The sequence below is a fragment of the Mycolicibacterium sp. CBM1 genome (assembly GCF_054073305.1).
The window spans coordinates 1-20,128 of record NZ_JBSXPP010000009.1 but is presented as its reverse complement, the minus strand read 5'-3'; the positions used below and the strand labels follow the sequence as shown (position 1 = coordinate 20,128).

Annotated in this window: 16 protein-coding genes and 1 pseudogene; 8 read left to right on the top strand and 9 right to left on the bottom strand. The window is 68.2% G+C overall.

The features are described from left to right. Window positions 1-87: 87 nt before the first annotated feature. From ACXDF8_RS13835 to ACXDF8_RS13825, 3 genes are read right to left on the bottom strand one after another with little or no spacing between them, the layout of a single operon-like run. The gene (locus ACXDF8_RS13835; RefSeq protein ID WP_457223837.1) at window positions 88-1,314 is read right to left on the bottom strand and encodes an MFS transporter; all 1,227 of its coding nucleotides are present in this window, start codon (window positions 1,312-1,314) and stop codon (window positions 88-90) included. 55 nt (window positions 1,315-1,369) lie between these two features. Further along, window positions 1,370-1,660 carry a copper-sensing transcriptional repressor RicR gene (gene ricR, locus ACXDF8_RS13830; protein WP_457223836.1) on the bottom strand — a complete coding sequence of 97 codons (291 nt, stop codon included), beginning with the start codon at window positions 1,658-1,660 and terminating at the stop codon, window positions 1,370-1,372. After that, a complete protein-coding gene (locus ACXDF8_RS13825; RefSeq protein WP_457223835.1) occupies window positions 1,661-2,254 on the bottom strand; it encodes a DUF305 domain-containing protein in 594 nt (197 codons plus the stop codon). Window positions 2,255-2,332: 78 nt separating this feature from the next. On the opposite strand from ACXDF8_RS13825, the gene ilvD reads away from it, so the two are divergent. After that, on the top strand, window positions 2,333-4,030 hold the full coding sequence (gene ilvD / locus ACXDF8_RS13820) for a dihydroxy-acid dehydratase (protein WP_457223834.1): 1,698 nt from the start codon (window positions 2,333-2,335) through the stop codon (window positions 4,028-4,030). Here the strand turns inward: ilvD and ACXDF8_RS13815 are convergent. Together ACXDF8_RS13815 and ACXDF8_RS13810 are read right to left on the bottom strand one after the other, a co-directional pair. Continuing rightward, window positions 4,027-5,664 (bottom strand): PE-PPE domain-containing protein, encoded by a 1,638-nt coding sequence (locus ACXDF8_RS13815; RefSeq protein WP_457223833.1) that lies wholly within the window; start codon window positions 5,662-5,664, stop codon window positions 4,027-4,029. The genes ilvD and ACXDF8_RS13815 overlap by 4 nt on opposite strands. Before the next feature lie 89 nt (window positions 5,665-5,753). Next, window positions 5,754-6,440, bottom strand: coding sequence for a DAPG hydrolase family protein (locus ACXDF8_RS13810; protein ID WP_457223962.1), 687 nt, complete (start codon window positions 6,438-6,440; stop codon window positions 5,754-5,756). Between the two features lie 62 nt (window positions 6,441-6,502). On the opposite strand from ACXDF8_RS13810, the gene ACXDF8_RS13805 reads away from it, so the two are divergent. Both ACXDF8_RS13805 and ACXDF8_RS13800 read left to right on the top strand, forming a co-directional pair. Beyond that, on the top strand, window positions 6,503-6,625 hold the full coding sequence (locus ACXDF8_RS13805; RefSeq protein ID WP_457223832.1) for a hypothetical protein: 123 nt from the start codon (window positions 6,503-6,505) through the stop codon (window positions 6,623-6,625). 65 nt (window positions 6,626-6,690) lie between these two features. Next, window positions 6,691-8,913 (top strand): molybdopterin-dependent oxidoreductase, encoded by a 2,223-nt coding sequence (locus tag ACXDF8_RS13800; RefSeq protein WP_457223831.1) that lies wholly within the window; start codon window positions 6,691-6,693, stop codon window positions 8,911-8,913. 32 nt (window positions 8,914-8,945) lie between these two features. On the opposite strand, the gene ACXDF8_RS13795 is transcribed toward ACXDF8_RS13800, so the two are convergent. Next, a complete protein-coding gene (locus tag ACXDF8_RS13795; RefSeq protein WP_457223830.1) occupies window positions 8,946-9,674 on the bottom strand; it encodes a L,D-transpeptidase family protein in 729 nt (242 codons plus the stop codon). A gap of 249 nt (window positions 9,675-9,923) precedes the next feature. On the opposite strand from ACXDF8_RS13795, the gene ACXDF8_RS13790 reads away from it, so the two are divergent. The 4 genes and pseudogenes from ACXDF8_RS13790 to ACXDF8_RS13775 all read left to right on the top strand — a co-directional run bounded on the left by ACXDF8_RS13790 (window position 9,924) and on the right by ACXDF8_RS13775 (window position 14,018). Next, window positions 9,924-10,385, top strand: coding sequence for a hypothetical protein (locus tag ACXDF8_RS13790; RefSeq protein WP_457223829.1), 462 nt, complete (start codon window positions 9,924-9,926; stop codon window positions 10,383-10,385). Window positions 10,386-10,619: 234 nt separating this feature from the next. Next, entirely contained in the window at window positions 10,620-11,087 is a 468-nt protein-coding gene (locus tag ACXDF8_RS13785) for a hypothetical protein (RefSeq protein ID WP_457223828.1), read from the top strand. A 372-nt stretch (window positions 11,088-11,459) separates the two neighbouring features. Beyond that, window positions 11,460-11,658, top strand: a pseudogene (locus tag ACXDF8_RS13780) (MFS transporter); the annotation flags it as partial. 347 nt (window positions 11,659-12,005) lie between these two features. After that, on the top strand, window positions 12,006-14,018 hold the full coding sequence (locus tag ACXDF8_RS13775) for an MFS transporter (protein WP_457223827.1): 2,013 nt from the start codon (window positions 12,006-12,008) through the stop codon (window positions 14,016-14,018). Window positions 14,019-14,128: 110 nt separating this feature from the next. Here ACXDF8_RS13775 and ACXDF8_RS13770 read toward each other — a convergent pair whose 3' ends face one another. Next, a complete protein-coding gene (locus ACXDF8_RS13770) occupies window positions 14,129-14,326 on the bottom strand; it encodes a nitroreductase family protein (RefSeq protein ID WP_457223826.1) in 198 nt (65 codons plus the stop codon). A 46-nt stretch (window positions 14,327-14,372) separates the two neighbouring features. After that, window positions 14,373-15,935 carry a phospholipase D-like domain-containing protein gene (locus ACXDF8_RS13765; protein ID WP_457223825.1) on the bottom strand — a complete coding sequence of 521 codons (1,563 nt, stop codon included), beginning with the start codon at window positions 15,933-15,935 and terminating at the stop codon, window positions 14,373-14,375. A 124-nt stretch (window positions 15,936-16,059) separates the two neighbouring features. Between ACXDF8_RS13765 and ACXDF8_RS13760 the strand changes: the two genes are divergently transcribed. Next, window positions 16,060-18,609, top strand: coding sequence for a DEAD/DEAH box helicase (locus ACXDF8_RS13760; RefSeq protein WP_457223824.1), 2,550 nt, complete (start codon window positions 16,060-16,062; stop codon window positions 18,607-18,609). A gap of 281 nt (window positions 18,610-18,890) precedes the next feature. Here the strand turns inward: ACXDF8_RS13760 and ACXDF8_RS13755 are convergent, their stop codons facing one another. Then, window positions 18,891-19,994 carry an IS3 family transposase gene (locus tag ACXDF8_RS13755; RefSeq protein WP_457223823.1) on the bottom strand — a complete coding sequence of 368 codons (1,104 nt, stop codon included), beginning with the start codon at window positions 19,992-19,994 and terminating at the stop codon, window positions 18,891-18,893. Between the last annotated feature and the right edge of the window lie 134 nt (window positions 19,995-20,128).

Sequence of the window (20,128 nt, the reverse complement as noted above, 5' to 3'; positions counted from 1 at the left end):
ACCGGGGCGCAGTTCGCCGGCGACCACGGCCGACAGCAGCACAAAGGCCCTGAACTGTGCTTATTGTCGTCGCGAGCGTGACAGGCGTTACTTGTCGCTGGTAGCCGGCGCAAGCGCGAACAGCCCACGGCTTACCACCACGCACACCAGCGCGGCCGCCATCAGCGCCGCCGACGTGGCGATCATCGTCGGCAGGCCGGCCCGCTGGTAAAGCAGCCCGCCGCCCAGCGATCCGGCCATGATGCCCACTTGGAACGCCGCTACGTACAGCCCGGATGCACCGTCGGGGTCCTGCGGTGCGTGGCGCATGGCGGCCGCCTGCAGCAGCGGGGGCATCGCGGTGACCGTGGCACCCCACAGCACCACCGCCCCGACCCCGGCCAACAAGGCGGCGACGGTGTGCCGACCGTCGATGCCCAGCACCGCCAGCACGGCGAAGGCCAGGCAGCCTCCCCCCAGGCAGCCCACGACCACGCCTTTGGGCCGCCGGTCCCCCGGTCCGGCCAGCAGTGCCATCGCGGTCAACCCGGCCACCCCGTAGGCGGCCAGCAGCCACGCCAGGTGCGGTCCGTGCACGCCGACGACGTCCCGGATGATCACCACGATGAACGTGTAGGAGATGAAGTGTCCGGTGACGCCCACCAGCGTCAGCCCGCTCAGGACGACCAGCGGCCGGTTGCGGTGGTGACCTACTCGTCCGGCCCGCGCACGTGCCGGGCCGGCCATCGGCATCGCCGGCAGGGCGAACCGGGCGGCCACCAGCACTGCCACCGAGACGGCGGCGATCACCCCGACCGCCTGACGCCACCCCCACACTTCGCTCATCGCCGCAGTGAGCGGGCTGCCGACGACGAGTGCCAGCCCGGTGCCGACGTAGACGGCCATGGTGGCGCGGCCGGCGTGGCTCGGCGGAACCAGACGCACCCCGATCGGGGCGATCACCGACCACATCAGCCCGTGCGTGAGAGCGCACAGCACGCGCCCGACGGCCAGCACCGCGAAGCTGGGCGCCAGCGCCGAGATCAACTGGGACACCGACAGGCACACCAGCGTGCACAACAGGGTGCGCCGCCGCGGCCAGTCGGCCGTCCAGCGCACCAGTGGCATCGTCGACACCGCGGCCACCAGGGCATAGCTGGCCAGCAGGGTGCCGACCAGGGCCTCGCTGACGTCCAGATCCCGCGCGATAGCGGGCAGGGCCCCGACCGGCATGATCTCGGCGGTCACATAGATGAAGGCCGCGGCGGCCAGCACGGCCAGCGCCACGGCGACTCGGGGCGACCACGGGCCGGTGCGAGTCGGCGCAGTGGGCACGCCCTCACGGTATCGGCTGCACAGCCCGATCTGGGACAGGCGCGGTCTCAAGCACTCAGGAGCGAACCAGCCTGGCGATCGCCGCCGTCGCCTCGGCCAGCTTCTTCTCGCCCTCTTCCCCACCTTCGGCCACCGCATGGCTGACGCAGTGGTTGAGGTGTTCTTCGAGCAGACCGAGCGCCACCGACTGCAACGCGCTGTTGACCGCGCTGATCTGGGTGAGGACGTCGATGCAGTACTTGTCCTCGTCGATCATCTTGGCGATGCCGCGGACCTGGCCCTCGATCCGGCGCAGCCGCTTGGCGTAATTGTCCTTGTGCGACGAATATCCATGTGCGCCAGTCATTTACCCTCCGAGCATCTGTTTCATCTGGTCGATCTCGGCCTGCTGCGCGGTGATGATGCTCTTGGCCAGCGCGGCCATATCGACGCTCTGACCGTTGGCCACCTCGGACTTGGCCATCTCGATGGCGCCCTGGTGGTGGCTGATCATCGATTGCAGCCACAGGGTGTCGAACTCGGGACCCTTGAGCGAGGCGAGCTTGGCCATCGTCGCGTCGTCGACCATGCCCTGCATCGGCATGCCGTGTCCGCCGTGGTCGGACATCGCGTTGGGGTCGACGTCCCACTGCAGCAGCAGCGCCTTCATGGTGTTGATCTCGGGTTGCTGCTCGGCGGAGATCTTGGCCGCCAGTGCGGTGAGGGCTTGGTCGGCGGAGCGGTCCGGAACCATCGCCGAGAGCTCGACAGCCTGCTGGTGGTGGGGAATCATCATCTGGGCGAACATCACGTCGTCGGCGTTGTGGGCGGCGACCGCCTCGCTCGTCGTGGCGGGCGAGGACTTCGTGGCGGTCTCCTGCGGCGTGCTGCAGGCGGACAACGCGCCGACGGTGGCGAGGGCTGCGACGACCGCGACGGTGCGGTGGCGAAGAGATGACATGGCCCCACCGTACCGGAATACCCCCGAGGGGTATTCAAAGAATTTGGCCGCCACCTCCGACGACGGCATACTTGACCGGTGAGCCAAACGCCCGATCTGAAGCCCCGCAGTCGCGACGTCACCGACGGTCTGGAGAAGGCCGCCGCCCGCGGGATGCTCCGCGCGGTAGGCATGGGTGACGACGACTTCGCCAAGCCGCAGATCGGTGTGGCGTCGTCGTGGAACGAGATCACCCCCTGCAACCTTTCGCTGCAACGGCTGGCTCAGGCCGTCAAGGAGGGCGTGTTCGAGGCCGGCGGCTACCCGCTGGAGTTCGGCACCATCTCGGTGTCCGACGGCATCTCGATGGGCCATGAGGGCATGCACTTCTCGCTGGTGTCGCGCGAAATCATCGCCGACAGCGTCGAGACCGTCGTGATGGCCGAGCGGCTCGACGGCTCGGTGCTGTTGGCCGGCTGCGACAAGTCGCTGCCGGGCATGCTGATGGCGGCCGCGCGCCTCGACCTGGCCGCGGTCTTCCTCTACGCGGGTTCGATCCTGCCGGGGCGGGCGAAGCTGTCCGACGGCAGCGAGATGGACGTGACGATCATCGACGCGTTCGAGGCGGTGGGCGCGTGCGCCCGCGGCCTGATGTCGCGTGCGGACGTCGACGCCATCGAGCGCGCCATCTGCCCGGGCGAAGGTGCCTGCGGCGGCATGTACACCGCGAACACGATGGCCAGCGCCGCCGAGGCGCTCGGCATGTCATTGCCGGGTAGCGCGGCTCCCCCGGCCACCGACCGCCGCCGCGACGGATACGCCCGCGCCAGCGGCCGCGCCGTCGTCGAGCTGCTCCGCCGGGGCATCACCGCTCGCGACATCCTGACCAAGGAAGCCTTCGAGAACGCGATCGCGGTGGTGATGGCCTTCGGCGGGTCCACCAACGCGGTTCTGCACCTGCTGGCCATCGCCCACGAGGCGGACGTCAAGCTGACGCTCGAGGACTTCACCCGCGTGGGTGCCAAGGTGCCGCACCTGGCCGATGTCAAACCGTTCGGCAAGCACGTCATGTTCGATGTCGACCGCATCGGGGGCGTGCCGGTGATCATGAAGGCGCTGCTGGATGCCGGGCTGATGCACGGCGACGTGCTGACCGTGACCGGACAGACCATGGCGGAGAACCTCGCCCATATCGCTCCCCCGGATCCCGACGGCAAGGTGCTGCGCGCGCTGGACAAGCCGATCCACCCGACCGGCGGCATCACGATCCTGCACGGCTCGCTGGCCCCCGAGGGTGCAGTGGTGAAGTCCGCCGGTTTCGATTCCAGCGTGTTCGAAGGCACCGCACGGGTTTTCGACGGGGAACGCGCCGCGATGGACGCGTTGGAGGACGGCACCATCACCGCCGGTGATGTCGTGGTGATCCGCTACGAGGGCCCCAAGGGCGGCCCGGGTATGCGCGAGATGCTGGCCATCACAGGTGCGATCAAGGGTGCCGGGCTGGGCAAGGACGTGCTGCTGCTGACCGACGGGCGGTTCTCGGGCGGCACCACCGGGCTGTGCGTGGGCCACGTGGCGCCGGAAGCCGTCGACGCCGGCCCGATCGCCTTCGTCAAGGACGGCGACCGGATCCGCCTCGACGTGGCCAATTCCACTCTGGACGTGCTGGTCGACGAGAGCGAATTCGATTCGCGCCGTGCCGGTTTCGCTCCACCGGCACCGCGCTACGCGACCGGTGTGTTGGCCAAGTACCGCAAGCTGGTCGGCTCGGCCGCGGGTGGCGCGGTCTGCGGCTAGCCGGCCGCCCGCTTCGATCCGCCGACGCCCTGGTGCGCGGCGCGCTTGCCCGCCGAGGCGGGTGCGCTGTTGGGCGCCTTGGCCGTCTTGGACCCCGCCTTGGACACCGCGGCCGTCTTGGACACCGTGGCCGCCGTGGCCGCCGTGGCCGCCGTGGCCGAGCTTTTCACCCGTGCTGATCGGGTGGGCGACGGCTCGGCCGTGACCGACTCGGCGCTCGGCGCCGAAACCGGCTCGGCGGTCGGCCGCGGCTGGTCCACGACCGCCGAGGATTGACTCTGCGTGGGATAGGTGATGGCCAAATGGTTGCCGTCGACCGTGAGCACCGGAGCCGTTTTACCGAACCGCAGCACCGGGAACGAATCCTGGAAGCCCACGACGAGGGCCCGGATGACGTCGCCGGGTACCTGCGCCCACTCCGCGGCCGTGAGCGGTTGTTTGGACAGGAACGGCGTGGGGATACCGGCCTGGTCGAACGTCCGGTTGTAGGTGCCACCTTCGGTGGGCGTCGCGACGTCGGTGTAGCCGGTGTTGACCAGGATCGTCAACGCCGGCTGCAGCGCGTCGGCCAGCGGGGTGCCCAGATTCAGCGGATGACCGAGCGCACTCGAGACGGCGTTGATCAGTCGCGCGGGAAGCCGCAGGGGCTCCAGCAGCGGCAGGTCGTTGGGCGCCAATGTGCTGTACGTGGTGCTCGTCGAACCCAACGTCGCGAGCAGGCCGAGAGCGGTCTCGATGTCGACCAACGACGCGCCGCCGAGGTTCACACCGCCGAGAAGGTGGGTCGGCAGGACGCTCGCCAGCAGCGTGTTGGCCAGCGAGAACGGGTTCAAGGTCGCCGGCAGGTCGGACACCGCGTTGTACTCCAGGGCGACGTTCACCACCGCGGAGTTCAGCGTGACGATGCCGCCGCTGCCCTTGGTGGCCGGCGTCGAACTGGTCGCGCTGGTGCCGACCGGCGTCACGGGGTTGATGCCGAAGAGGTTCGCAATCGGCGCAAAGCGCGAGTAGAGGCCGCCGTTGGGCGTCAGTGGGCTGTTCACCAGGAGCAGGGCCAGGTTGGTCACGTTGGTGCCCGGCTTGCAGAAGGTGCCTTGGGTGGCGCACTGCGCCCCGGTGAGCGTGCTGGTCAGGCCGGGACCGACGAGCGGGGTGTAACCCGGCAGCGTGTTACCACCGGCGCTGGACAGTAGCGCCTGGTAGGCGTCGTTGGTCGCCAAGGCGGCGAACCCGGAACCGGCCAGCAGCGCCGACCCGACGAGCCCGCCCGGTTGACGCCGGAACGTGTTGCCCAGGATGTTCCACCCACCGAAGGGGAAGGCGTTGATCTGATCGGCCAGGTTCACCGGATCGGCGCCGGTGTAGGCGAAGTTGATTGTCAGAGTGTCGATCAGGGGCGGCGCCACGTTGGGGATCACCACAGAGTCCACCCCGGCGATCTGCAACAGCCGGAACAGCGGGCCGGTGGTCACCCCGTTGAGCGTCACGTCTGCCGCGCTCGCGGTGGGCACCATGGCCGGTGCGGTCATACCCAGCGTCATGGCCGCCGCGGTCGCGGTCACGGCGGCGAGCCGCGCGAAACCGGCGCGACGTCCGCGAAAGCGCCCTGCACGCGAAACCGTTGTCGTCGTCATGGTCCCAACCCCCCCAAGCATCGGCTTGTCAGCCTGTGCTCGGGAAGATAGTCCGTTCGGTTGACAGCGGCGGCATTTTGGCAATCGCCCTACCGGCCCGCTGCACCCAGCTGGCCGAAGAGCGCCGGCAGGAACCCGGCCAGGTGATTCATCTCCTGCGCGCAGTGCACGAGCAGGTCGCGGGGATCGGGCCACTGGTGCGCGGCAATCGGCCGGATCACCGAATCGGCCAACCGATTACCCCGGCGGACACCGGTGTAGGGGCCGCCCATCCAGAATCGTGAGCGCATCTCGGCGCCGGCCGGCGTCGCGCGGATGTGGTGGATGAACAAGCCGATGTCGACCGGCAGTTCGCTGGACCCGAGCCGGGCGCATACCGCGATGTCGGTGCCCAGGCGCGCGGTGTCCAGGCCCAGGGCCGCGGGTTCGAGGAACTGGATGGCCGCCTTGGCATACGCCGAGCCCAGGTACTCCTCGATGATCGACGTCCGGCCCACCCATCGGCCGTCCGCCTCGCTGTAGCGTCGCGAATCGCTGCCGTGCCAGCCGAACCACCAGTCCCACATCGCCGGGGTCACACCGGGCATGCCGGTGCGCACCGCGACGTGGAATCCGCCGCCCCGAAGGGCACCGTATCCGTTCTCGGTCTGCTGATACCCCTCGTCGAGAAGGCTTGCGGCCGAGTCGAGTCCGAGCAGTGTCTGATCGGCCTGGCGGCCCTCGACCGTGTCTACGCCGCGCGGCTGCGCGCCGAGCTTCGCCAGATCCGTACCGATGGGGTGGCCTTCGACCGCGACGAACACACCGAGGGAATCTCCGCGGCCGGGATCGCGGGCGCGTGGGCGGGGGCAAGATCGTGGCGATCTCGGTGCCGGCGCCCACCGAGCGGTTCACCGCCCACCGCGAGCGCATCGTGCACGCCCTGCGGCGGGCGCTGAAGTCGTCGGTCTGGCAGGGGTGAGGAAATCTCACCATCCGGTTGGTCGGGCTTGCCAGCGGGTCGGCCCGCAGCGCACAGTGTCAAGGGTGAGCCGCACCGCGTTGCGTATCTGCCCGATCTGTGAGGCCACCTGCGGGCTGGTCCTGACCCTCGACGACGCCGGGCGGGTCGATTCAGCCCGCGGCGACCGTGACGATGTCTTCAGTCACGGCTTCATCTGCCCAAAGGGGGCCAGCTTCCCGGCGTTGGACAACGATCCCGACCGGCTGCAGAACCCGCTGGTGCGCCGCGACGGTGAACTGGTCGAGGTCTCCTGGCCGGAGGCGTTCGCCGCCGCCGCCGAGGGTCTACAGCGGGTGATCGCCGCGTCCGGTGGCCCGGCGGTGGCGGTGTACCTCGGCAACCCCAACGCGCACACTATCGCCGGATCGCTCTACGCCCCGGCCGTCGTCAAGTCGTTGGGCACCCGCCAGCTGTACTCGGCCAGCACGCTGGACCAGATGCCCAAGCACGTGGCCTGCGGGCTGCTCTACGGCAACCCGGTGGCGTTCACCATCCCCGACCTGGACCGCACCGACTATCTGGTGATCATCGGCGCAAACCCGTTGGTGTCCAACGGCAGTCTGGCCACCGCCGCGGACTTCGGCGGCAAGCTCAAGGCACTGCGCCGCCGCGGCGGGCGGCTGGTGGTGATAGACCCCAGCCGAACCCGCACCGCCGAGCTGGCCGACCGCCACCTCGCGCCCCGCCCCGGTACCGACGCCGCGCTGCTGTTCGCCGTCGTCAACGTGCTCTTCGACGAAAACCTGGTGGACCTCGGGCGTCTGGCCGACCATGTGACCGGGCTCGACGAGGTGCGCGCGGCAGCCGCGGAGTTCCCGCCAGTGGCGGTGGCCGAGCACTGCGGCGTCGACGCCGAGGACATCCGCACCCTGGCACGCGAAATCGCCGCCGCGCCCAGCGCCGCCGTCTACGGACGCATCGGCACCTCGACCGTCGAGTTCGGCACCCTGACCAGCTGGCTCGTGGACGTCGTCAACATCCTGACCGGCAACCTGGATCGCGCCGGCGGGGTCATGTTCCCCAGTCCACCCATCGGCTCGGCCCCGCGCCCGGCCCGCGCCGGCCGCGGCTTCGCGACCGGCCGGTGGCGCAGCCGCGTCTCCGGGCACCCCGAGGTGCTCTCGGAGTTACCCACCGTCGCGCTGGCCGAGGAACTCGAGACCCCCGGCGATGGCCAGGTCAAGGCCGTGATCACCATCGCGGGCAACCCGGTGTTGTCGGCGCCGGACGGTGCCCGGTTGAGCGATGCCCTGGCCGGCGTCGACTTCATGGTCTCGGTGGACCCCTACCTCAACGAGACCACGCGGCACGCCGACGTCGTCCTGCCGCCGCCCCCGCCGTCGTTTGCCGCGCACTTCGACGTCGCGCTCAGCGCCGCGGTAGTACGCAACAACGCGCGCTACTCCCCGCCTGTTCGGCCGTTGCCCCACGGGCGGCCCGACGAGTGCGAGATCCTGTCGCGACTGGCGTTGATCGTGCTCGGTATGGGTCCCGACGCCGACCCTCGGCTGGTCGACGACCAGGTCATCACCGCGACGCTGGACAAGGAAGTCGCCGATGCGTACTCCCCGGTAGCGGGGCGCTCGGCCGAAGAACTCGCCGCGATGCTCATCGACGGCCCGGGATATGAGCGCCGGCTGGACATGATGTTGCGGCTAGGCCCGTTCGGGGACGCGTTCGGCGCCAACCCCGGGGGCCTGACCCTGCAGCTGCTCAAGGACACCCCGCACGGCGTCGACCTCGGCGCCCTCACGCCCAGAATCCCTGAGGTACTTCGAACCCCCACGGGGACAATCGAATTGGCGCACACATCGATCCTCGCTGAGGTGCCCCGGCTGCACGCGTCGCTGGGCTCCGAGTCCGGTTTCCTTCTGATCGGTCGTCGACATCTGCGCTCCAACAACAGCTGGATGCACAACCTGACGGCACTGTCGGGCGGGACCAATCGCTGCACCCTGCAGATCCACCCCTCCGACGCCGCGCGGTTGGGTCTCGAAGAGCTGGCCGTGGTCACCGGTAGTGGCGGCAAGCTCGAGGTTCCGGTCGAAGTCACCGACGCGATCCGGCCCGGTGTGGTCTCACTGCCGCACGGCTGGGGGCACGGCCAGCCAGGAACCCGTATGCAGGTGGCGGCGCGTGTACCGGGGGCCAACGTCAACGAGCTCAACGACGGCACCCTGCTGGATCCGCTGTCTGGTACCGCAGTGCTCAGCGCGCTGCCGGTCGAGGTGACCCCGGCCGGCTGACACCGTGGCCCCGCCGACCGGAGCCGAGGCGATCAGCTGCCGGCCGGGATCAGTGAGGGATCGCCGACTCCGATGGTGATCTGCGGGTTGGCCGCCGGATCGAGCCAAGCGAGGATCGACCGCATCTCCTCGCGGCCGATGGCCACGCACCCCCAGGTCGGGTTGCCGTCGGTCACGTGCAGGAAGATCCCCGCCACCTTGCCGGGGATGCGCTGCGGGTTGGACGTGATGTTGACCGCGTAGTCGTACACCGGTCCGGAGTCGTAGAGGTTCTCGGCGATGCCAGACGGCTTGCCCGCGCTACGCACATGGGTGTTGTAGGTCGGCGACTTGGCGTCCTCGTCCCACCAGTCCTGTTGAGTGGCGCGGAAATACGGCATCTTGGTACCCGGATCGGGCTGACGGCCGAAGGCTTGGTCAAGTCCGAAGGTGCCCTGCGGCGTGCGGTAGACCCCGTCCGCGGGCGCTCCTACCCCGAGTTCACCCACCTTGGCCGTGGTGGGACCCAACACCACCTTCCAGTCCTGCCCGACGCGCTGGAACGCGGTGAGACTGCCGGTCGTGGAGCTGGCGGTGGGTACGCCGACGACGATCCACTGGGCGGAGCCGGCGGCGCCGGGCTGCGCGCCAGCCGGTTCAGCCGGGCCGACGGCGAGGACGGCGAGGACGGCGAGGACGGCGAGGACGGCGAGGACGGCGCTGGCCGGTAGCACCGCACCGATCCGCGCCACGGCGGCGACCAGTGCCTTGCGAGATCTCACGGTTCTCCGAACGGTTTTGCATGTAGTCCCTGGAAAGCGGATTGGCCGGTGTCGACGACAAGTCGTCGTCGACTATCAGCCGAGGTCGAATTCTCCCGGCGACCGACAGGCGCCTCACAGCTAATAAACACACCTTATTCACATCGTTATCTAGGGTTGCCCTAAGCGTCACATGGATAACTGGTTTTACAGGGCCGACGGTCGCAAGCGCCGCCGACAAGGGATGAACGAGCTGATCGGACCAGTTGGATGAACACCGTCTTGTACTTCAGCGTCAGCGGCATCGTGTACGAAACCCACGCTTACAGCAAAGCCGACTTGGCGGAACTGGTCGAGGGTCACGAGCTGCAATGCCTGACGAGTACCGATCGGCAGTTCGATTTCTGGTTCAGTCCGTCGGCCAGCGGATGCCAGCGCCGGGTCAATGCGATCGCCACCGAACTCCTGCTGGCCACCACGTCGTTCACCGCCAAGAACGTACCGCTGCTGCACGGCTGCATCGTCGTCGCCACCCACGACGCCCAGGGCGCGATCGACGGCCTGAGCTGGCAACAACTCGACCAGCTCGCCGAGCACAACCGCGCGTTGACCGCTCGCGACGAGCGGACCTTGGCTCGTCGCATTGCGCAGGACAAACGCCACGAGGCACAGCGGGCCCGCGAACTGCAAGCCGCGTTCGCCCGCCACGCGGCGACTCCGACGCCGCACTGACCAAACCGCCGCCCAGGCCGCCCCCGGAGGTCGCCGTGTTCCCGGCTGGCTAGTCGACAGTCCTTGCGCGCGTGCACTATCCGGCGACTTCAACCGCCCGGTACAGCCGTTTCGCAACCGTTTTCATTCCGATGCACAGGTTTGTCCCGCTTGCAACATGGGTAACTCTAGTAACAGCGCTGACGCGTCGGCGCTGTCCTATCCAGCGATGAGAGAGCCGAATGGAACAACGAGATGAACACCGTTCTCTACTTCAGCACCCGCGGCGTCGTATATGAGACTCGGGCCTACACCAAGGCCGATATCGATCGCCTCGTCCAAGACCACCAGCTGCACTGCCTGACCAGCGCCGATCGTCAGTTCGACTTCTGGTTCAGTCCGTCCACCCGGGCCTGCCAGACCCGCGCGAACCGGCGCGCCACCGAAGTTCTGCTCGCGACAACACAATTCAGCGCCAAGAACGTTCCGCTGCTGCACGGCAGCGTGGTCGTCGCCACTCATGACGAAGACGGTGACCTCGACGGGCTCAGTTGGCAGCAACTCGAACTGCTGGTTCGCCGCAGCCGCTCGCTGACCAACCGCGACCGGCGAGCGCTCGAACGTCGCCTGGTCCGCGATGATCGCCGCCGGATCCGTCACGCCGACACCGCGCCGATCGCACCGGCACGCCCCGCGCTGCCGCGCACCCCGGCCGCACACTGACCCGACGGGTTATCCCCGGGAGTGCGCGACCGAATGTCGCCAACGGCACATCGCGAGCGGCTTCTTCCTGCAGCTGATCGACGCAGCCCGGAAGGCATATGCAGCCAAATGATTTGATGTGCTGAACTTTTCGTCATCAGAAGTGACGGTCACGATGGCGAGCGGCCAGATCTCGGTATCGCCGGGGCAATGGGATCTGATGAGTCGGCCGCGATGACGCGGCGGCGTGGAGTGAGCTTCACGCCGCGGGGACGCCGTGATCCCGCGCCGGGCGCAGGACAGCGTGCGAGGGTCCCCCAGGAGCCGGACAACCGGGACGTCGACCAGACGCCTTCTCCCACGGTCCTACGAAAAGCCGTCGCCGCCTCGGCCATCGGTAACGCGACGGAATGGTCCGACGTCTACGTCTACGGGGGTCACCTACATCTCGGCAGCGATCTTCCCCGCAGACGCCGAGCAGTCCACGTTGCTGGCCCTGATGACCTTCGCGGTCTCGTTCCTGGTGCGACAGCTGGGTCGCTTCGTCTGGGGTCCGTTCGGCGACCGCTTGGGTCGCAAGGGTGTACTGGCTGACCACCAGCACCGGGAATGCCTTGGTCCAGGCCTTCTACATGATGGCCGCGTGCGTGGTCGGAGCTTACGAGAGGGCCACCGCCTGAGCGGATCTCTCCTCGACGAAGTCCCTGCGACATCTCGTCCGGCGCAGGGACTTCGGACACGTCGGCTCCGGACTGTGGCGATGGCTACACCTCGGGGCTCTCATGCGACACAAGTTGCATAGAGAAACTAAGGTTAGTCGCGGTCGTCCGGATCGCCGACGCCGCGGCGAGTACCCGCGCCACCGGAACCGCGACGCCAACACTAACGACCCACCCCTTTGGAGGCATCCGTGTCCGGCCCGAATGTGTTGACCCGGTGATGCGCCAGGGCCCGCTCGCCGGACGCTATCCCGCCGTCGCCGCGATGGTCACCCTCGCGTTGATCCCGTATCTGGCGCTGTCGGCGGCGATAGACCCGTTGGTCCCGATCATCGCCGAACAGCTGCACATGACCACCCAGACGATGACGCTGGCCTCCGGCCTGGGAAACGCGGCCTACGCCGTCGGAACCGTCTTGGCGGTCCAGTTCGCCCAGCACCTGCCGCAGCGCAGGATGCTGCTGATCTATGCGGTGGTGCTGGTCGCCGGATCGGTGCTCGCCGCCGCCGCCCAGAACGCCGGGATGTACATCGGCGGACACATCCTGCAGGGGCTGGCCACCAGCATGCTGTTGATCGCGGCCGCGCCGCCACTGACCATCGGCTTTCCCCGCGACAAGCTCCGGCACACCGCTGTGATCATGAACATGTGCGTGTTCGGCGCGGTCGCGTTGGGACCGTTTATCGGCGGTGTCCAGGCGGCGGCGCACGCCTGGCGGCCGTTGTTTTGGATCATCGCCGTCATCGCGCTGCTAGCCCTGGTGATGGCGACCTTGACGTTCGAGGACGCGCCGCCCGCCGACCGTGACGCGCCGCGTGATCTGCCCGCCATCGCGCTCGCGGCCGTCGGCTGCACCGCGGCGTTCGTCGGTGCGGCACAGCTGACCACCCACGGCTTCGGCGACCGCGCCGTCGCCGTGCCGATGCTCGGCGGCCTGGCGTTGATCGTGGTGCTCGTCGTCTACCAGTTCCGGGCCCGCCGGCCCCTGCTGACCGTCCGGACGATGCTCACCAGCGCCATCCCGGTCGCCGGTGTGGGTGTCGCGCTGTTCGCCGCGGCCGCGTCCGTAGCAGCCACCGTGCTGACCGCCAACGTGCTGCTGCAGACCTACGATCCGGTTCGGGTCGGGCTGCTGTACCTGCCGGAGCTGGGCGGGGCCATCATCATGGCGTTCGTCTTCGGCGCCGTGATCAGCCGCCGCTCGATGCACTTCCTGCCGCTGATCGGGATGGCGCTACTGGCGGCAGGCATCCTGGTCTTCCGTATCGGCCTACCCGCCAGCCAGCCGCTGGCGATGCTCGGTGCCGCGCTGACGGGCCTGGCGCTCGGCGCCACCGTGGCGCCGGCGCTGTTCGTGGCCGGCTTCTCGCTTCAGTCGAACAGTCTGCAACGGGTGTTCGCCATCATCGAATTGCTGCGCGCCGTCGCCGCATTCATGGTCGCGCCCATCCTGGCCCGGTTGGCCGCGACCGCAGCCGGCGGTGACCTCGTCGCCGGTACCGGCATCGCACTGTGGGTGGGCTTCGGGCTCGCGATCGGCGGCGCGGTGTTCGGGGTGGTCGTGTACCTGCTCAGTGGCGCCCGACCGCAGAAGCCGAACCTGGACCGGTTCCTCGACGGGGAGTTCCCGGCCTGGCACTCACCGCCCCTGTTGGCCAGGATGCGCCACGGTTTCTCAGAACCGCCGAACGAATTCTCCGACGCCGCACCGGTGCCCGCCCCGCCGGCGCGTCCCCTGTCCGACGTCACCGGGCCAGTGCTGTTCGCCTACGACGGCTCTCCGCTGGCGGCCCGCGCGATCCGGCAGGCAGCCGATCAGCTCGGCACGGCCAAAGACGCGGTGGTGGTCTGCGTGTGGCGACCCGTCGACGTGGGGTTCACTCCGACCGACGCCGAGCACTTCGATCCCGATTCGGCGACCGAGGTCCGCCGTGCCGCCGAGCGGACCGCCGCGCACGGCGCCGCCCTCGCGACCCGGGCCGGGTTCGCCGCCACCGGCATCGCGGTGGAGGCGGCACCCACCTGGAAGGGGATCGTGGCCGCCGCCGCGGACCGCAATGCAAGTGTGATCGTGCTGGGACCGCACCGGCGCACCGGCCTGCTCGGGCATTCGTTCGGCAGTGTCGCGGCCGCTGTCGTCACGCATGCCGACACTGCCGTGCTGATCGTTCCCGAGCGGATCGTGGACTCCGCCGACGGCGTTGCCGATCTGACGTGCGCCGCACGGCGCTAGCCCGCAGTGGTCGGCGGCACGTCTCCGCCCACCCAGATCACATGTTCGGCCACCGAATCTTGCGGCGTTCGAACATGATTGGCCTCGAAGGTCGAGTCCTTCTATCAGATCTACATCACGAACAGCACGGTGAACTCCTCGGAGACGCCCAGTTCGTGTCGTACCACGTCGTACAGCGCGATCGAGACCTGCGCGCAGCTGGCGACGACCCGCTCGGTCAGCGCCAGCAGCAGGGTCTGCAGGAACATTCCGGCACCGAGGGCATCCACCGCCCCGCAGGCGCGCGGAATGCACACCACGCCCGCCACCGGGGCGCCGAAGAACTGCCAGTTCCGGCGTTACCCGGCAGACGACTCAGCTGGGCGGGTTCCCGCCGGAGTCATGCGTGCCCAGCTCGGGCGCTGTGACGGACTCAGGTTGTCCTGGCCGGAGGAACCCCCACAACGGCGAGGCCCGGGTCAACGGCCAGGAGGCCACTCCGCTGACCAGGCTCCACACGCTCTGTCCGATCGATGCCGGCACCTCGTCGGGGTCCATCAGGTCGTTCTCCGCCAGTGGACTGGCGTCGGCCGACACCATGAACTCGGTGAGTTTGCGCAGGGAGCGACCGGTTCCCCGCAGCGCGTTCGTGGCGGCCAGGACCGACTTGCGCCGCGCGACTTCCCTCCGGAACGTCTCGACCGACACTCCGAGATGTTCGGCCACCAGCCCATCGCGAATGTCGACGATATGGCTGCGCACCGCGCGACCGCCGCGCGCCGGCGCCTCGATGGCGACATCGCATTCACTGTCGAAGCCCAGCGACCGGTTGTTGAGGTTCGACGAGCCGATGCGCAGCAGCCGGTCGTCGACGACCATCACCTTGGAATGCACATAGACCGACGTCCCACCCTTGACCGCCGGCCAGAAGATGCCCAGCCTGCCGTGCTCGTCGGCGTCCCACAGCAGCCGCACCAGCCGTTCCCGCGCACTGTCCATCGACTGCTGCTCGAGGCGGCTTTCGGAACTGCGTGGCAGCACGATCACCACCTCAGGCCCGTCGGGTTCGCGCAGCCGGGCTGCCAGCGCCTCCGCCAGGCTCCGCGCGGCCAGATACTGGTTCTCCAGGTAGATGACGTGGCGGGCAACCGCGATCGCCGCCAGGTTCAACGCCTCGACCTCACGCACCTCGGGGCGCGCCGGCAGAACGGGCAGAGTCCGGGCGACGCCCACCTCGACACCGGTCAGCGCCGGTGCCAGCCGCTGGGGCCAGGCCGGTGTGCCCGGGGCGAGCGCGGGCAGCATCTCACCAGTGGCGGCTTGCCACCGCTGCCGGGCCTCGTCGGCCAGGACGCCCGCGGCGGCGCCGTCGACGGCGGCGGCCACCTCGTGGCGGGGCCCGTAGCTCTGCCCCGCCGCCTGTCGGCGCGGATCGTCGGGCAGGTGCGCCCGGGTGTCCCAGCGACCCAGTGTCAGGTCGATCCCGCCGCAGAACGCCACCACGTCGTCGATCACCACGATCTTCTGGTGATGTACCGCCCCGGTCGGGTGCGCGCCGTCGACGGCCAGGTGCAATCGCTTCGAGGTGAGCTGGTTCAGCAGCCCGACGGGGGTGACGCCGAACCAGAAGCCGTCGAACGCCGGCAATAGCCGCAGGTTGGACTTCAGCAGGTACACCCGCAGCTGGGGATGCGTCCACAGCAGCCAGTGCAGGAACAAGCCGAGGCTGTTGGGTCCGGGCAGCGTCGGGGTGCCGGCCTCGAACGTCATGCGGGAATCGAAATCCCAGCCGATGACGATGATCCGGTGGTGGGCACGCAGCATCGCGGCCTTCACCGTCGCCAGGTACTCGGCACCATCGACGATCGGGGCGTAACGGTCTGCGACCGCTGTACGCCAGCAGGTCTGCCCCGCCACCAATATCGCGTCGTCCGACACCGCTCGCCCTCTCCCGCTGACCGCTCCCCTCCATTGGACGTCTCCCGGAGGAAACTGTCGAGGCGCGGTGCCTGCTGTCACACACTGTTCCGCACACCGTCGGCCGCTAGGCTGGTGGAATCCCATGACCGCTCCTCCTGCGCTGCTCGACGATCCGAGCGATCTGTCCGCGTTACGCGTGGCGGGCTCCGATCCCGACGGACTGTTCACCGCGTTCGCCGAGTGGGCGCAGGCCGGCGGCACCCCGCTGTATCCGGCGCAGGAAGAAGCGCTGATCGAGGTGGTCAGCGGCGCCAACGTCATCCTGGCGACCCCCACCGGCTCGGGAAAATCGCTGGTCGCCACGGGGGCGTTGTATGCCGCACTGGCCGCCGGCCGCCGCAGCTACTACACCGCACCGATCAAGGCGCTGGTCAGCGAGAAGTTCTTCGCGCTGTGCGACCTGTTCGGGGCGGTCAACGTCGGCATGCTGACCGGCGACGCCGCCGTCAATGCCGGTGCGCCGATCATCGCGTGCACCGCGGAGGTGCTGGCCAACATCGCGCTGCGCGAAGGCCCGGACACCCCGGCCGCCGACATCGGCCTGGTGGTCATGGACGAGTTCCACTTCTACGGCGACCCCGACCGCGGATGGGCTTGGCAGGTACCGCTGCTGGAACTGCCCAATGCGCAGTTCCTGCTGATGTCGGCCACCCTCGGCGACGTGAGCTTCCTGCGCGAGGACCTCACCCGGCGCACGGGCAGGCCGACTGCGCTGGTGGCCGGCGCCGAGCGTCCTGTTCCGCTGTTCTACTCCTATGCCACCACGCCGATGCACGAGACGATCGGCGACCTGCTGCAGACCGGGCAGGCTCCCGTCTACGTCGTGCATTTCACCCAGGCGTCCGCTTTGGAACGGGCTCAGGCGCTGATGAGCGTGAACGTCAGCACCAAGGACGAGAAGGCAGCGATCGCCGACGCGATCGGCGCCTTCCGCTTCTCCACCACGTTCGGATCGACGTTGTCGCGTCTGGTCCGGCACGGCATCGGCGTGCATCACGCCGGGATGCTGCCCAAGTATCGGCGGCTGGTCGAACAACTCGCCCAGGCCGGTCTGCTGAAGGTGATCTGCGGCACCGACACTCTCGGGGTCGGTATCAACGTGCCGATCCGCACGGTGGTCTTCTCGGCGTTGTCGAAGTACGACGGCATCCGCACCAGACTGCTCAACGCTCGTGAGTTCCACCAGATCGCCGGGCGGGCGGGCCGGGCCGGCTACGACACCGCAGGCACCGTGGTGGTCCAGGCACCCGACCACGAGGTGGAGAACCTCAAGCAGTTCGCCAAGGTCGCCGACGACCCGAAGAAGCGCCGAAAACTGGTGCGCCGCAAGGTGCCCGAGGGCATGGTGCCGTGGAGCGAAGCCACCATGACGCGACTGATCGACGCCGTGCCCGAGCCGCTGACCAGCAACATGCGGGTGTCGACGGCGATGATTCTCGACGTCGTCGACCGCCCCGGCGATCCGTGCGTCGCGATGCACCGGCTGCTCACCGACAACCACGAGCCACGCAAACGGCAGCTGGCCCACATCCGGGAGGCAGTCGGCATCGCCCGGTCGTTGTTGCAGGCCGGGGTCCTCGAGCGACTCGGCGAACCCGAGCCCGGCGGCGGCCGGTACCGGCTGACGGTGGACCTGCCGGCCGATTTCGCGCTCAACCAACCGCTGTCGACTTTCGCGCTGGCCGCCGTCGACGTGCTCGACCCTTCGTCGGAAACCTATGCGCTGGACGTGGTTTCGGTGATCGAAGCAACGCTGGAGGATCCCCGCCAGATCCTGGCGGCGCAGTTGAACAAGGCCAGGGGCGAAGCCGTGGCGGCGATGAAAGCCGACGGCATCGAGTACGACGAGCGGATCGAACTGCTCGACGACGTCACCTACCCCAAGCCGCTCGAGGAGCTGCTCGGCCATACCTTCGAGGTCTACCTGCACACCAACCCGTGGGCCGCCGACGCCCGGCTGTCACCGAAGTCGGTCGTTCGGGAAATGTGGGAGCGCGCGTTCACCTTCCGCGAATTCGTCAGCGTCTACGGCCTCTCCCGCTCGGAGGGCGCGGTGCTGCGCTATCTGTCCGACGCGTTCAAGGCGTTGCGCTCCTCGGTGCCGGCCGCCGCCCGCACAGAGGAGTTCACCGATATCGTCGAGTGGCTCGGCGAGCTTGTCCGACAGGTGGATTCGAGTCTTCTCGACGAATGGGAGCAACTCACCAGCCCGGACCAGCCGCATGACATGCCAGTGGCCGTGCCCGCCCGGCCCCGCCCGCTGACCGGAAACGAGCGCGCCTTCACCGCGATGGTCCGCAACGCGTTGTTCCGGCGCGTCGAGCTGTTCGCGCGCCGCCGCTGGGATGAGCTGGGCGAGCTCGATGCCGGCTCGGGATGGACCGCACAGCGCTGGCGCGAGGTCGGACTGGACTACTTCGACGAACACGACGACGTGGGCACCGGCGCCGACGCCCGTGGCCCGGCACTGTTGATCGTGGACCGCCAGCCCGGCGTGTGGCGGCTGCGCCAAATCCTCGACGACCCCGCCGGCGATCACGATTGGGGTTTCGAGGTGGAGGTCGATCTCGAGGACTCCGACGAGGCGGGCACCGCCGTGCTGCGCGTCGTGGACGTCGGTCGGCTGGACTGAGTGTTGCTCACAACGATGTCCGAGCCGGGTCCCCTGCCCGGCATGAACATTCGACGGAGTGCTCACCCGGATTCACACGCACGAAGTGCGCTTGGTTACCGGCATCGTGGCATTTGCCAATAGGTATGCCATGGGTAGCAAGAATGACTTGCTATCGGAGATTTGCAGGCCAGATTCTTGACAGCCCGCTATTGTCAACGCCGAAAATTCATTCGCAGTGATGTTGGCGTGTTCCCGGTGAACGAGTCCAGCTGATCTGTCCCCGCCGTTTCGAGCCATGATCATGCGAGTTGAGGGATCGAATAGGTGGATGTCCAGAGCGTTTCGTACTCTGTGGGGCTGATGTTACCGAGGTAGCTGTGCCGGCGTTCGATGTTGTAGAAGTTGTCGATGTAATCGGCCATGGCGGCAGCTAATTCGATGGTGGTGGCCCAACGGCGGGTGTTGAGTAGTTCGACTTGCATCCGTGCCCAGAAGGACTCCATGGCGGCGTTATCGAAGCAGTCGCCCACGGTACCGAACGAGCCGAGCAGGCCCCACCGCCGCATGTTCTCACCAAAGCTCCAGGACGTGAACTGACTACCATGGTCGGCATGCAGAATCGTTGGGCCACTGCGGTTTCTGCTATCGGCGGCCATGTTGACCGCATTGTTGACCAGGGCGGTGTCGGGGGTGGTGGAAAAGGTGCGGGCGACGATCATCCGCGAGAAGCAGTCCAGGATCGCGCAGCAATACACCTTGCCGTCACGCGCGGGATGTTCGGTGATATCCGTACACCACAGTTCGTTCGGCTTGGTGGCAGTGAACTGCCGATTGACCAGGTCAACGGGGGTGTCGACACCAATCAGGTTGGGTTTCCGCCGCCCGGGACGCGGCACCCCGTACAGGCCGTGCTCGGCCATTATCGAGTTGACGAGCTTGTGGTTGACGTTCATCTCGTAGTCGGCCAACAACGCCGCGCGGACCCGCCGGCGCCCGTAGGTGCCGCGGGAGCGTTGGTGGATCTCGGTGATCGTGTCGGCCACAATGAGGCGACGCACCTCGCGGTCCGGGACAGGGCGGTGCCGGTGATACTGCAATAGAGAACGCGTCAATCCTGTTATCCGGCAGGCAGATCGGCCTGAGTATCCTCGCGCGATCAGCCCCTCAGTGATCGCGCGTCGGCGTTTTGGGGGCACCACCGCCTGCTCGTCGAACAGCTCGCACGCGTCGCGGGTCAGGGCCAGCTCGGCCTCGAGCGCCGCGATCCGCTTGCGAGCCGCGGCGAGTTCGTCAGCCTCCACACTGGGAATGCCCTCGATGACCCCGGCGTCGATCAGTGCCTGACGTTTCCAACGGAACAGAGTTGCTTCACAGATCCCGGTCTCGACCGCAACGGCAGCCACCGGTTCACCCGATCGCAGCCGCGCAACGATTTGCCGACGGACCGACGACGAATACTGACGGGGCATGTGACCTCCCGATGATCACTCTGCCCTCTACTCGCATGACCGTGGACCAACAACACGGGTACAGATCA

Coding starts and splice junctions, on each gene's coding strand:
- ricR (WP_457223836.1), bottom strand. CDS start 1,660: ATGACTGGCGCACATGGATATTCGTCGCACAAGGACAATTACGCCAAG.
- ACXDF8_RS13825 (WP_457223835.1), bottom strand. CDS start 2,254: ATGTCATCTCTTCGCCACCGCACCGTCGCGGTCGTCGCAGCCCTCGCC.
- ACXDF8_RS13785 (WP_457223828.1), top strand. CDS start 10,620: ATGAACACCGTTCTCTACTTCAGCACCCGCGGCGTCGTATATGAGACT.
- ACXDF8_RS13775 (WP_457223827.1), top strand. CDS start 12,006: ATGCGCCAGGGCCCGCTCGCCGGACGCTATCCCGCCGTCGCCGCGATG.
- ACXDF8_RS13760 (WP_457223824.1), top strand. CDS start 16,060: ATGACCGCTCCTCCTGCGCTGCTCGACGATCCGAGCGATCTGTCCGCG.
- ACXDF8_RS13815 (WP_457223833.1), bottom strand. CDS start 5,664: ATGACGACGACAACGGTTTCGCGTGCAGGGCGCTTTCGCGGACGTCGC.
- ACXDF8_RS13790 (WP_457223829.1), top strand. CDS start 9,924: ATGAACACCGTCTTGTACTTCAGCGTCAGCGGCATCGTGTACGAAACC.